The following is a 14100-nucleotide window of genomic DNA, read 5'->3' on the forward strand; positions in this document are numbered from 1 at the left end:
AAAGTGTGCATCAAGTGCAGAGTAAGGCAGTTAATCGCGTGTTTCAAAACTTAATAGAAATACAATCAAAGGCGATCCTTAAGAGGCAATTGCCAAAATAATTATCGCCGCATCATTTTTCCAACTTCTTGATTAATCGCTTCATTTCTTTGATTTCTTTTTCTTGTGTCTTAATAATCCCCTCTGCTAATTCTTTTACTTCAGGATCTTCTAAGGTCGCACGTTTACTCGTTAAGATCGCAATCGAATGGTGAGGAATCATCGCTTTCATCCACGCAGTATCATGAATGGTTGCTTGACTTCTTACCATAAATAAAGAACCAGCAAAAATGAGCCCGCTAACTGTTAAAATAATTCGATTTAAGTGTTTGTTTTGATACATTTTCCACATGAATAGTAACATAATGATCGCCATGGCTGCTCCCATCATCAAAGCCATGAACAATCGTGTTCGACTAAAAAAAATATGATCTAACGCATACACATTAAAATACATCATAAAGAACATCACGAGTGTCGAGACACCAATCATTACCAAAAATTTTCCATACCTGTTCATCAATCTTTACTCCTTCCTTTTACTTTCTTCTTTGTTAATTATTATTTTAACGGATAATGACGCTTATCGCACCTGTTACGCATGTTAAGGAGGAGGTTAGTAGTAAAAATCAGTATGAATTTGGTGGAGAAAATTCGTAAAGGTAGCATAATAGCTAGACGGTTAATTAGCTCATTCGACTTAAAGTGATACTCAGCTTGCTACAATTCCATAATACGTAATTGTTCCATTAAATCGTTACCGAACGGCTCAATCAGAACTGTTTCAATCAGAACTGTTTCAATTCAAGATAAACACAAAAAAAGCCAGGCTCTCGATTAGCCTGGCTCTTAGTATTTCGGAAGGATTAGTTCATTCGAATTTTATATTACTTTATGATACATGCAAAGTATTACATGAATTTCTTGACTATAAACATAAATGTTTGTTCTTATTACGTTTTCACTTTTATTCAGTTTTAAGAAACTTTTTTCTCAATTACGTATCTTTTTACTTGTGTGTTTGATAGTGTTACTCAACCTGTGATACGCATTCACTATTTATAAGGAAATACTTCACACGCATACTTTTGACAACTTTTCGGTGAATCTTGTATTACTAACAATTTTTAGTGTTTATTTTTTTCTACTTTCCTTATCGAGAAATCCTTCGAATGATCTAAGTTCCTCCTTCCTTGTATCTATAATATAGCACAAACCACCATTAAATGAAAGCGATTGCTCTTGGTTATTTTTGCGCATACAATTCGTTTCTTTTTGACAAAAAACGAGTTGTCTATTTTGAGTTAGCCGCAGTTTCTGTGTTATAGTAATAATATAGGAAGGTTTTTTATAACAAGAGGAGGAATAGGATGCAATCCTACAAAGAGACAGCAGATACTGTGACTAAGGAATATGAAGCTGATTTGGATAATGGGTTAACAGAAAAAAAGGTTGAAGAAAAATTAAAAAATAACGGTAAAAACAAATTTGAAGATGCGCCGAAGGAATCGGTCGCGAAAAAATTCTTCCATAGTCTGACCGATTTCACGACGATTATTTTACTTGTGGCAGCAGGTATCTCCCTTTACACGGCGATTGCTACGGATCAGGGCGATTATTTTGAGAGTTTTTTGATTATTGCGATTGTCGTGATCAATTCAGTTTTAGCAATTGTGCAAGAAGGCAACGCTGAAAAAGCACTATCTGCGTTACAGGACATGAACAAACAATCGGCGACTGTTTTGCGTGAAGGCAAGCAGCAAGAGATCGATGCGGAAGAATTAGTTCCTGGAGATACATTGCTTTTAGAATCCGGGTCATTAATTACCGCGGATGCTCGGATTGTCGAAGCATCGCAATTGCGAGTGGAAGAATCTGCGTTGACAGGTGAGAGTGAGCCCGTCATGAAAGAGGCCGAGTATATTGGCGAAGAAGACGAAGCGCTAGGCGATCGCTTAAATATGCTGTACAAAGGTTCCACAGTTGTAAACGGTCGTGGCAAGGCAATCGTTACGGAAACCGGTATGAAGACCGAGATGGGGAAAATTGCCGGATTATTAAATAGTGATGAAACGCAAAAAACACCTCTGCAAAAACGATTAAATCATTTAGGTAAACGGATCAGTTTGATCGCTTTGGCAGCTGCGGCTTTTGTATTTTTCATTGGTGAAATGCAAGGCGAACCAATGTTGGACATGTTTATCACTGCAATCTCATTAGCAGTAGCAGCAGTACCGGAAACATTGACGGTCATCGTGACATTAACCTTGGCTTTTGGCGTGCAAAAAATGGCGAAGAAAAATGCTATTATTCGCAAATTGCCGGCGGTTGAAACCCTTGGATCAGCCAACGTCATTTGTTCCGATAAAACCGGAACCTTAACCCAAAACAAAATGCGGGTACGCCGTGTCTGGGCACATGGTGATTCTGTTGTTGATACAGAAGAGGGTATGACAGAAGAGGCGATGGAAGTTTTAAGTACGGCGGCTCTCTGTACCGATGTTGTTGTAGAAAATGATGATAATGAATTAGAAATCAAAGGGAATCCGACAGAAGCGGCGATTGTTCGAGCCGTGGAAGAAAACTATCATACAAAGTCAGAGCTTGAAGAAAAATATCCACGAATTGGTGAGATTCCGTTTGATTCTGACCGGAAAATGATGACTACCGTACATAAACGTGGGAAGAAATTTATCTCGATTACTAAAGGTGCTTTTGATGTGTTATTGCCGAAATTTCATTATGGGGATGTTGACCAGGCGGCAATCGTAAATGATCGCTTCGGGAAAAAAGCATTACGAGTGATTGCTGTTGGTTACGCAATTCATGAGGAAGAACCAAAAGAAATTACGTCAGAAGCGTTAGAAAAAGATTTACGTTTGATGGGCTTGATCGGGATGATAGATCCCCCTCGTCCAGAATCAAAAGCGGCGATTGCCCGTGCCAAAAAAGCGGGAATTAAAACGGTGATGATTACGGGCGATCACGTATTGACAGCCGGGGCCATTGCTAAAGAGCTTGGGATCATGAAGAGTCGCAAAGAAGCACTTTCTGGCGCTCAGTTGCAAAAAATGACTGATGAAGAGTTGGATGAAAAGGTGAAAGAGCTTTCTGTTTATGCACGAGTAACACCGGAAGACAAGATTCGAATCGTTAAATCATGGCAGCGGACAGGTGCCGTTGTGGCAATGACCGGGGATGGCGTCAATGATGCTCCTGCCTTGAAAGCTAGTGATGTTGGTTGTGCCATGGGAATTACGGGGACGGACGTCGCTAAAGGTGCGGCGGATATGATTTTGACCGACGACAATTTTGCGACGATTGTAGATGCAGTAGCTCGAGGTCGTTCCGTTTATCAAGGGATTCGTAAGGCAATCAATTTCTTATTGAGCTGTAATATTTCAGAAATTTTTATCGTAGTGATTGCGATGTTACTAGGCTGGGGCGCTCCGTTTACTGCTGTTCAATTGTTGTTCGTAAACGTTGTGGCCGATGGCTTGCCAGGATTTGCATTAGGTCGTGAACCGGCGGAAGTAGGAATTATGGATGAAAAACCTATTCCTCGAAATGAAGGGATCTTTGCTCGCGGCTTGTGGCAAAAAATTGGATTGAATGCCGTGGTCTTTACCATCGTTACGTTGAGTGGATTCTATATTGGAGCATTTGTTGACCAGGTTAGCTATTTCACTCCGCCAAGTTTGGAAGTCGGCCAAACTGTTGCCTTCTTAGTTTTAGCATATTCATCGATTCTACACGTTTTTAATGTGCGTAGTGCGAAATCAATCTTTCGAGTGGACTTGGCTACGAATAAATCGTTGGCTCAAATGGCTTGGTTAGCGATTGGGCTCACGACAATCATCGCACTAGTTCCTCAGACGCAAGAATTGTTCTATTTGGTACCTATTAGTATGAATCATTGGGTGATCGCAATCTTGCTTTCGATTGTACCGATCCTCGTCAATGAATTAATCAAATTCCACAAAGCACCAGAGATCGATCCAGAAAATATTTAAGTAGTGGCGTTATCTTTAAAAAGCCTTCGATGGATTTTCTATCGAAGGCTTTTTTTTGTAATTGGAATACATCAAAAAATCTTTCGAGTGGTTGTGAACAGCTTTTCTATAAGAAGCATTAAAGTCTGGAAGGAAAGTTGCAAAACTACTATAAAACCATTATTATGATACAAGTTGCAAACAAATACATAAACAATACATATAGAAGAAAGTAGGAAATTGAATGACTGAACCTGCCATTTCTTATCGTTTAATAAAGAAAGAAAAACATACGGGCGCACGTTTGGGAGAGATTATCACTCCTCATGGAACGTTTCCAACACCAATGTTCATGCCAGTAGGCACATTGGCAACGGTTAAAACAATGTCACCAGAAGATTTAAAGGAGATGGGTGCGGGCATTATTTTAAGCAATACCTATCATTTATGGCTACGGCCTGGGGAAGATCTTGTTGCGGAAGCAGGCGGCTTGCACAAGTTCATGAACTGGGATCAACCGATCTTAACGGACTCAGGTGGCTTCCAAGTGTTCTCATTAGCGGATATGCGGAATATCGTTGAAGAGGGTGTTCATTTCAAAAACCATTTGAACGGTTCGAAGATGTTCTTATCACCAGAAAAAGCGATCGATATCCAAAATAAACTAGGTTCTGACATCATGATGAGCTTTGATGAATGCCCGCCGTTTGATGAAAGCTATGACTATGTGAAAAAATCAGTGGAACGGACCTCGCGCTGGGCGGAACGCGGGCTAAAAGCGCACGCTAACCCAACAACGCAAGGATTATTCGGGATCATTCAAGGTGCTGGGTTTGAAGACTTGCGTCGTCAAAGTGCCAAGGATCTTGTTAGCATGGATTTCCCTGGTTATTCTATCGGCGGACTTTCTGTCGGAGAACCAAAAGAAGAAATGAATCGTGTATTAGAATTTACGACACCATTAATTCCAGAAAATAAACCGCGCTATTTGATGGGCGTGGGTGCAGCAGATTCATTGATCGACGGTGTGATTCGCGGCGTGGATATGTTTGACTGCGTATTGCCAACGCGGATCGCTCGTAACGGTACGTGTATGACATCAGCAGGGCGCTTAGTTGTTAAAAACGCGAAATATGCTCATGATTTTCGTCCATTAGATGAAAAATGTGATTGCTACACGTGTCGTAATTATACGCGTGCTTATATTCGTCACTTGATCCATTGTGATGAAACCTTTGGTATTCGTCTAACTTCTTATCATAATCTATATTTCTTAATCAACTTGATGAAGCAAGTTCGTCAAGCAATCATGGATGACAACTTATTAGGATTTCGTCAAGCCTTCTTTGAAGAATATGGATTTAATAAACAAAACGCAAAAAGTTTCTAAAGTCTGAATAAAAAAGCTAGTGAAACGTTAGAAATTTTGTTACAGTTAGAAGTGGATTTACTAAGAATGCGAGGGGAAATATAAAATGGGAAGCTTTTCAATGATCATTTTGATCGTGGTAATGCTGGGAATGTTCTTTATGATGAACCGTTCTCAAAAGAAACAACAGCAAGAACGCCAAAACGTCTTGGATGCGATGAAAATTGGCGACGATGTCGTAACAATCGGTGGATTACACGGCGTGATTCATGAAATTAATACGAATGACAAAACGGTTACCTTGGACTGTGAAGGCATTTATTTAGTCTTTGATCGTGCATCGATCAGAACAGTATCTGCCAACGTTCGTCCAGCAACAGCTCCAGTTGAACCAGAAGTTGTTACACCGGAAATGACAGAACCAAAAGAAACAGTTGTCGAAGAAAAACCCGAAGAGAAAGAATAAACGAAGAAGCCGTTTGAAGAGTGGAGCAGTATTGTTCCACTCTTTTTTTGTGGATTGTTTTGTTCGTTTGATCATTTTTGTGAAAAAAGTTCTTTTGAAAAAATGGTATCATAATTTATTTAAAAAAAGCATTTGTTATAAAAAGCTGTATTCATCACGTTTTACAATAAAAAATAAGATGTGAAAAAAATCACAAAAACTATTTACAAATTACTGGAGGTGTTGTATGATTGGTATGTGAAAAAGAACACAAAAATGTTTAGGAGGATACACATGGCTAAAGCGATTGAAAAAGAAAAAGAAGTAGTCAGCGTTGAGCAAGTAATTGATGAATTAGCAGCAAAAGCAAATGTTGCATTGAAAGAAATGGAAGATTTCGATCAAGAAAAAGTTGACCATATCGTTCATGAGATGGCAATGGCAGCATTAGATAAACATATGCTATTAGCAAAAATGGCCGTTGAAGAAACCGGTCGTGGAATCGTTGAAGATAAAGCAATCAAAAATATGTATGCATCAGAATATATCTGGAATAGTATCAAAAACGATAAAACTGTTGGCGTAATCGGCGAAGACAAACAAAAAGGCTTAATCGAAGTTGCTGGACCTGTTGGCGTTGTATGTGGGGTAACACCTACAACAAACCCAACATCTACAACAATTTTCAAATCAATGATCGCCTTAAAAACAGGAAACCCAATCGTATTTGCTTTCCATCCAAGCGCTCAAAAATGTTCTGCTGAAGCTGCACGTATCGTTCGTGACGCGGCAATCGCGGCAGGCGCTCCTGAAAATTGTATCCAATGGATCGAAAAACCATCGATCGACGCAACATCAATGTTAATGAATCACCCAGGCGTAGCCATCGTTCTTGCGACAGGCGGACCAGGCATGGTTAAATCAGCATACTCTACTGGTAAACCAGCGTTAGGTGTTGGTGCTGGGAACGTTCCTTCATACATTGAAAAAACGGCGAAAATCAAGCGTGCGGTCAATGATTTGATCGTATCAAAATCGTTTGATAACGGGATGATTTGTGCTTCTGAACAAGCTGTTATTGTAGATAAAGAAGTCTACGAAGATGTAAAAGCAGAATTCCAAGCACATCAAGTTTATGTTGTGAAGAAAAATGAATTGAAAAAATTAGAAGATGCTGTAATGAACGAAGGCAAATATGCAGTCAATCCTGCAATCGTTGGACATTCAGCTGAAGATATTGCGCAACGTGCAGGAATCAAAGTTCCAGCTGGCACAAAAATTCTGATTGCTGAATTGGATGGTGTTGGCGCAGATTACCCACTATCTCGTGAAAAACTTTCTCCAGTCTTAGCGATGATCAAATCAAATGATCATCAACATGGTTTTGATCTTTGCCAAGGCATGCTTGAGTTAGGTGGTTTGGGTCATACAGCGGTAATTCATACAGAAGACGAAGACTTGCAAGTGAAATTTGGTTTACGTATGAAAGCTTGCCGTATTTTAGTGAATTCACCATCTGCAGAAGGCGGAATCGGTGACATTTACAATGAAATGATCCCATCATTGACACTTGGTTGTGGTTCATACGGGAAGAACTCTGTATCTAAAAACGTATCTGCTATTAACTTAATCAATGTTAAAACTATAGCGAAACGGAGAAATAATATGCAATGGTTCAAGCTACCATCAAAAATCTACTTCGAAAAGAACTCTCTATTGTATTTGACACAAATGGAAAACGTTGAGCGTGTAATGCTTGTTTGTGACCCTGGTATGGTTCAATTTGGCTATGCAGATATCGTTCGTGAAGTTCTTGGACGTCGTACAAATGACGTGAAAATCGAAGTCTTCTCTGATGTTGAACCAAACCCTTCAACCAATACAGTGTATAAAGGGTTAGAAATGTTCAATGATTTCCAACCGGATACAGTTATCGCATTAGGTGGCGGTTCTGCAATGGATGCGGCGAAAGGGATGTGGATGTTCTTTGAACACCCAGACACTTCATTCTTCGGCGCAAAACAAAAATTCTTGGATATTCGTAAACGGACGTATAATATCGGCAAACCTGAAAAAACTCAGTTCGTATGTATTCCAACAACTTCTGGTACAGGTTCTGAAGTGACACCATTTGCCGTTATCACTGATAGCGAAACACACGTGAAGTACCCATTAGCAGATTACGCGTTGACACCAGATGTAGCAATCGTTGACCCGCAATTCGTTATGACCGTACCAGCTTCTGTTACCGCAGATACCGGAATGGACGTATTGACCCATGCAATTGAATCTTACGTATCTGTGATGGCCTCTGACTATACTCGTGGTTTGAGTTTACAAGCAATCAGATTGGTCTTTGACAATCTTGAAACATCAGTTAAAACAGCAGATCCGGAAGCTCGTGAAAAAATGCATAATGCCTCTGCAATGGCAGGCATGGCTTTTGCCAATGCTTTCTTAGGAATTTGTCATTCTATCGCTCATAAAATTGGTGGAGAATATGGGATTCCTCACGGACGTACCAATGCAATTCTATTGCCACATATTATTCGTTACAATGCCAAAGATCCACAAAAACACGCGATGTTCCCTAAATATGACTACTTCCGTGCAGATTCTGATTATGCGGATATTGCGAAGTTCTTAGGACTTAAAGGCAATACCAATGCAGAATTAGTTGACGCATTGATCGAAGCAGTTTACAACTTAGGTGTGACTGTTGGTATCGATATGAATTTGAAAGCGCAAGGCGTGACTCAAGAAACATTGAATACAACGGTTGATCGGATGGCAGAACTTGCGTATGAAGACCAATGTACAACAGCAAATCCAAAAGAACCATTGATCAGCGAGTTGAAAGAAATCATCGTGACCGCTTACGATTACAAAGCATAACGTTTAATGAAAGAACTCTCTTCGTGGGGGTTCTTTTTTTGAATCTAATGTAAATGTAGCCTTTTATTTAAAAAAATCATTTTATTTAGATTAAATGAACCTCTTTGATTGTTCTGCCCCTCAAAAAACGATAGACTAGAATTAGAATTTGGGGAAGGATTCGAAGTCATGGAAAATTTAAAGCGTGAGATACAAGAATTAGGTGAATCCAATGCGCGATTAGGCGCGTTGATTGACTATCTAGTAAATGAAAAAAAATTGATGGCCAGTAAGGCAAATCATATTTTTATGTTAGATATGCAAGACTATGTAGCCGCATTGAATGGCTTGGCTCCTTCGAATGCGAAAATTTCTGTGGTTCCTCAAGAGATCAAACAAATCAATCATTTATTGACACAGCAATATGAGCTAATGAAAATGATTCAACGGCAATATCTCCACGTTGCGGTTGCTGAAGGCGAACAGGTAATAAATGAGAAGCAGCAGCGTATCTTTAAACGATTGCTAGTGATCAATCAGCTGTTGTTGCAAGACAATATTTTATTTCAATCCTTGTTGGAAGCAAAAAAAATAAGCGGGACAATCCGCATCGGTGAAAAGAAGAGCTGGTTCCAACGTCTGTTGCGACGATAGAAGGTGCCATACTCACTGTTTATTCGTGAAATAAGAGGCTGAGATCTAAAAGATCTCAGCCTCTTATTTACGTGTCGCTAATTGTTTGTAATCAATCCCGCGGGCTTGGCACCATTCTTTAGGTGCACCGCTTAAAATGATCGGGTTATGGCTTAATTCTGCTGTTGTTGCTTTGTTCGTCAGTAAATACAAACGGTGCAGCTGAATTTTCCAGTCTTCGATCATAGCAATAGTGGATTCGATGCCATCACTCATTAGCTGATCAAGAATCGTCGCCGAAATACCCACGGCTTTGGCACCTAAACACAAAGCTTTAAAAATATCATAGGCATCACGAATGCCACCGGAAGCGAGAAGGGTCAGATTAGTCACTGACTGGGCTTCCAAAAGGGATACGACCGTTGATTGGCCCCAATCATCCAAATAAGTGAGTTCCCGCTTTTTCCGGCGAGCGTTCTCAATTTGTGAGAAGCTAGTGCCACCGCGACCAGAAACATCGATCGCCTGTGCTCCTAATGCTTGTAATTGTTGAAGGGTTTCACGTGTCATGCCAAAACCGACTTCTTTGATGATGACCGGAACATTCAGTGTTTGAATGGTTTGTTGGATATTTTGTGGCCATTCATGAAAATCACGATCGCCTTCAGGCATGACTAATTCTTGCGGAACATTCAAATGAATTTGTAATCCATCTGCTTGCAACAGCTCCATGATTTTTTTGGCATCTTCACTGGTTCGACCAGCCCCCATATTGCCCAGAATCAGGCCATGAGGATTCACTTTTCGGACAATCGTGTAGGAATCTGCCACACTTGGGTCCTTCAACGCCGCACTGACAGAACCAGTTGCCATCATTAGATCCGTCTCGCGAGCGATGATGGCCAAGTCGTGATTGATCTTTTTTGTTTTTTCGCTGCCGCCAGTCATGGCGTTGATGTAAAAAGGAACGCTTAATTTTAGACCCAGAATTTCGGTACTTAAATCGACCTCTTCGGGACGTATCGTTACGATGGAAGAATGCAACAGACGAATCGCATCAAAATCATTTTCCTTTGTTTTTTGATGGAAAGCTCGGGCCAATGAAACATGTTCGTCTTTACGGTTCATGGCGATCCTCCGTAAAATGATAGACGTGAAGGGGCAGTGGTGTAATACCCGCCTTCTCCCAAGAGCTCATTAGAGGTAGGATTCCTGCACGTTTGTCAACAATCACAATACCGCAATCTCCGCCGCCAGCACCGGAAGATTTTGCCGCGCCACCATACTGTTCAGCGAGATCATTCAAACGCTTCAATTCCTCGGTTTCAATCAAGACGTTACTAATCGTTGTCAATTGGTTCAATAACGCACGGTTTTCACGAATCATTTGTTGGATCAAGGCGATATCATTTTGCTTAAAGCCTTGAATCATTTTTTCCACGCAGTTTTTACTGTCTTGCAGGAAGGTTTCATAGGAGGTACGTTTTTCATCCCGTGATTGATGGACTTGGTCGACTAAGTCAGATGTCGATGCCGGACTGCCCGTCCAGCCAATTAATAGGCGCAAATCTTCTGGAACTTGTAGTGGTTCAATCTGCAAATTCGGCCAGTCATTTTCAATTAGAGTAGTTAATTTTTCGGTCGTCAATTTTTTTAAGACCCAGTCATGGTCGAAGGTAGAAAAGGCTAACCAACCGCCGTAACAGCTGGCAGCGATATCTCCACAGGAGCCGTTGCCTTGGACATTTAAATGAGCGAGGGTCGCTAATTTAAATAATTCTAACTGCGAAAGATTTAGTTGATAAAAAGCATTCAATGCTTTGACTGTTGCCACAGTGACGGCACCACTGGAACCTAGACCGTATTTTCGGCCGTTAGAATTGTCCAGCTCACTCGTAACTTTTAAGTCGAAGAAGGCCAATTTTTTGCCTTTTTCCTGGGCGTATTTCTCAGTGAAGTGAATCGCCGCTAAAATATAATGGAAAGGATTGTCACGAATGTCTAGGACTAATTCATTATTCCGGCGAGTCCAACGTATGGGGAGATCGCTATATTGGGCGGATTGGATACTTCCGCTTTTTTTGGCCGGTCCAATGGAGACGGAAATGAATTGGTCGATGGCTACGATGATCGCGGGATGTCCTGGTTCTACAACGGCGTATTCACCAGCGATATAAAGTTTTCCAGGAGCAGATACTTCAATCATTTACGCGTCCTCCTTTGATAAAATTTCGATTTTTGGTCCTGCGTGAGCAAGGATTAATTGTTGTGGAGCAAAATGCTCGGCTAAAGCCGCCTGAACCATTGCTTCATTTTTACGTTCGACTAAAATTTTGACATTTGGTCCAGCATCCATTGTGAAGTAGCAGGGAATGCCGGCAGTTCTGATTTGACGGACAAGATTCATAGCCTGCATGCTTTCTGCCGACCAATAGGTGAATGGCGGATTCGCGGCTAAGGTTGTACCGTGCATCTTTAACGCGCTAGCTTCGGTAACTTCTCCTAAAGCAGCGAAGTTTCTTTCAGCAATGGCTTGTTTGGCTTTTTGCAAATCTTGTGGAACAGTTTGTAGCCAACCGTCATAAAAAGCGGAAGTTTCGACGGTGCGCTGCATGCCATCGCGACTAGAAATATCTTTTTGAGCATCATTGACCACGACAAAAAGCATGCTTAACTCATCCTCGAAGCCATTGCTTGGTACTTCGACTGCATAAGAAGTCTCGTCACTAGTCCCTTTTTGCCACTCTGCAAAGCCGCCGTAAATGCTGCGGCAGGCGGAGCCGGAACCCCGACGTGCAAGCCGCGACAATTCTGCCGGTGATAAGGCTAAATTTAATGCTGCACTAGCAGCGCCAGCCAAAGCGGCCAACCCACTAGCAGAAGAGGCCAGTCCAGCAGCTGTTGGGACGAAGTTTTGACTTTTTATCGTCGCGTAAAGGCTGCAGTCTGTCTTTTGGCGAACTAAATCAAGAAAGCGACTCACGTTTAAGGTCGCTTTCGGATCTTGCAGTTGATTGTCTAAGTAGAAACGATCTTCCGTCAGCTCTTCGGAAAAAGTGACGGTTGTTTCAGTATAAAAAGCATCCAATGTTAAGGATAAACTATTGTTCATTGGAATGATTAGTTCTTGATTTTCTTTGCCCCAATATTTAATCAAGGCGATGTTCGTATAAGCTCGAGCTTTACCACTAAACATGTGCGTAGACACCTAACCCTTCAATCCATGTATCACGTGCGCCAGCGCTTAATAAAGTTTTCTGTAGCTGGCGTCCGCTTGTTTCATTTTCTGCCAGAGCGATCATGCAACCCCCGCGGCCGCCGCCGGTTAGCTTTGCACCTAATGCGTGATGTTCTAACGCTGTCTCGATTAGGTGGTCTAAGTTGTGATTGCTGGCACCTAATAAGCGTAAGAGACCCTGAGCTTGATTCATACAGTCGCCTAAGACACGAGGTTTATTTTGTAAAACAGCTTGCTGAGCTTGATTGGTTAATTGCCCAAGTGTCCGCATTTGCTGATTGGTTTCATAAGGGCGCAGCTCCATCAGCTTAGCGATATCTTTTACCGCTTTGCGTGTCTGTCCTTTAACACCAGTATCAGCCACAACTAAAAAAGCATCCATGTTTAATTGGAAAGGCTGGAAACCGATGCCTTTTTGATAAAGGATCGGTTCGGTCCCGCTAATTGTCGTCGCGTCAATACCGCTGGGGTTGCCATGGGCCACCGCTTCCGCTTGATTGACAAAGTGTAAGATGTTTTCTTGTGTCGCCGGCTCTTCCATCCAATCGAAAACAGCCCGGGTAATCGCAACTGCGACCGCAGCACTTGAACCCATTCCCCGTTCGGCTGGAATCGAGCTTTCAATCTTTAAATAGAAAGGTTCTGGAATTTTAAAATGTTTTACTAAATACCACAGTAAGACCGTTACGTTGCGCATCGTATTCGGCGCAGCTGAAAGCGGCCCGTGGAAGAAGCTAGATTCAATCCACGATTCAAGTTTATTCGCCTTGATCGTCGCTTGGATACCTGTTCCGGCAAAAGGAAAGGCAATCGCCGGCTCTCCATAAACAACCGAGTGTTCCCCCATTAAGATGATTTTTCCACTGGCATAACCCGTGCCAATCGATTTCATTAAAAAAACCCCTATTTCGTTTTAGAGTATGTATTTTTTATTTTTATCTGTTTAACTATTGTTTTCATTGAGAAAAATTCATGTTTCTCAACTTCTTTATTATAAACGAAATTATTATTTAATAGTAATAAGCCATTTTAGTCTTCTCCCATTTTACTCAGAGAAGGCCTACAAGTAAACGAAACCGCTGAAAAGTTTTTGAAAAGCTATGATTTTTTAAACATTCCTTAGAAGAATAAAGTTTGTTTTTCTGTAGATATTTTGTTTGACGCTACAAGATATTGGGGGTATATTGGATAAGTTGAAAAATACGCACTATATTTTGTATGAAACGAGTTGGGGGTTTATGAGCGTGATCGTATTAGCAGGAACCATTGGAGCAGGGAAATCAAGTTTGACCGCAATGCTGTCAGAGCATCTAGGAAGTCAGGCTTTTTATGAATCGATTGATGATAATGAAGTGTTGCCGCTATTTTATGCTGATCCAGAGCAGTACGCATTTTTATTGCAAATCTATTTCTTAAATAAACGTTTTGATAGTACGCCGATTGTAAAATTAAGCTAGACAACTAAAAAAGCCATTTGTGCTACACTCAAAATAGTTCTGACCAAAGAATT

Annotated in this window: 10 protein-coding genes and 1 pseudogene; 6 read left to right on the forward strand and 5 right to left on the reverse strand. The window is 41.1% G+C overall.

Annotated features, from left to right (window positions below):
• Positions 1-112: 112 nt before the first annotated feature.
• On the reverse strand, positions 113-559 hold the full coding sequence (locus FFM67_RS11350; RefSeq protein ID WP_137614664.1) for a DUF305 domain-containing protein: 447 nt from the start codon (positions 557-559) through the stop codon (positions 113-115).
• 850 nt (positions 560-1409) lie between these two features.
• On the opposite strand from FFM67_RS11350, the gene FFM67_RS11355 reads away from it, so the two are divergent.
• The 5 genes from FFM67_RS11355 (at position 1410) to FFM67_RS11375 (ending at position 9373) form a co-directional block, all read left to right on the forward strand.
• Positions 1410-4052 (forward strand): cation-translocating P-type ATPase, encoded by a 2643-nt coding sequence (locus FFM67_RS11355; RefSeq protein ID WP_137614665.1) that lies wholly within the window; start codon positions 1410-1412, stop codon positions 4050-4052.
• A 223-nt stretch (positions 4053-4275) separates the two neighbouring features.
• The gene (gene tgt, locus FFM67_RS11360; protein ID WP_137614666.1) at positions 4276-5421 is read left to right on the forward strand and encodes a tRNA guanosine(34) transglycosylase Tgt; all 1146 of its coding nucleotides are present in this window, start codon (positions 4276-4278) and stop codon (positions 5419-5421) included.
• Positions 5422-5506: 85 nt separating this feature from the next.
• Positions 5507-5866 carry a preprotein translocase subunit YajC gene (yajC, locus tag FFM67_RS11365; protein WP_137614667.1) on the forward strand — a complete coding sequence of 120 codons (360 nt, stop codon included), beginning with the start codon at positions 5507-5509 and terminating at the stop codon, positions 5864-5866.
• Positions 5867-6139: 273 nt separating this feature from the next.
• A complete protein-coding gene (adhE, locus tag FFM67_RS11370) occupies positions 6140-8740 on the forward strand; it encodes a bifunctional acetaldehyde-CoA/alcohol dehydrogenase (protein ID WP_137614668.1) in 2601 nt (866 codons plus the stop codon).
• 168 nt (positions 8741-8908) lie between these two features.
• Positions 8909-9373 carry a hypothetical protein gene (locus FFM67_RS11375; protein WP_137614669.1) on the forward strand — a complete coding sequence of 155 codons (465 nt, stop codon included), beginning with the start codon at positions 8909-8911 and terminating at the stop codon, positions 9371-9373.
• Between the two features lie 63 nt (positions 9374-9436).
• Here the strand turns inward: FFM67_RS11375 and fni are convergent, their stop codons facing one another.
• The 4 genes from fni to mvk are packed head-to-tail and all read right to left on the reverse strand — an operon-like array spanning position 9437 to position 13482.
• Positions 9437-10480 carry a type 2 isopentenyl-diphosphate Delta-isomerase gene (gene fni / locus FFM67_RS11380; protein ID WP_137614670.1) on the reverse strand — a complete coding sequence of 348 codons (1044 nt, stop codon included), beginning with the start codon at positions 10478-10480 and terminating at the stop codon, positions 9437-9439.
• Positions 10470-11558 carry a phosphomevalonate kinase gene (locus tag FFM67_RS11385; RefSeq protein WP_137614671.1) on the reverse strand — a complete coding sequence of 363 codons (1089 nt, stop codon included), beginning with the start codon at positions 11556-11558 and terminating at the stop codon, positions 10470-10472. The genes fni and FFM67_RS11385 overlap by 11 nt, the downstream gene beginning before the upstream one ends.
• The gene (mvaD, locus tag FFM67_RS11390) at positions 11559-12548 is read right to left on the reverse strand and encodes a diphosphomevalonate decarboxylase (protein WP_137614672.1); all 990 of its coding nucleotides are present in this window, start codon (positions 12546-12548) and stop codon (positions 11559-11561) included.
• Complete coding sequence (mvk, locus tag FFM67_RS11395; protein ID WP_137614673.1) at positions 12541-13482, reverse strand: mevalonate kinase; 942 nt, start codon at positions 13480-13482, stop codon at positions 12541-12543. The genes mvaD and mvk overlap by 8 nt, the downstream gene beginning before the upstream one ends.
• A 346-nt stretch (positions 13483-13828) precedes the next feature.
• On the opposite strand from mvk, the pseudogene FFM67_RS11400 reads away from it, so the two are divergent.
• Positions 13829-14023: pseudogene (locus tag FFM67_RS11400) on the forward strand (deoxynucleoside kinase); the annotation flags it as partial.
• Positions 14024-14100 lie beyond the last annotated feature (77 nt).

The organism is Enterococcus viikkiensis, assembly GCF_005405345.1.
Lineage (GTDB): Bacteria > Bacillota > Bacilli > Lactobacillales > Enterococcaceae > Enterococcus_A > Enterococcus_A viikkiensis.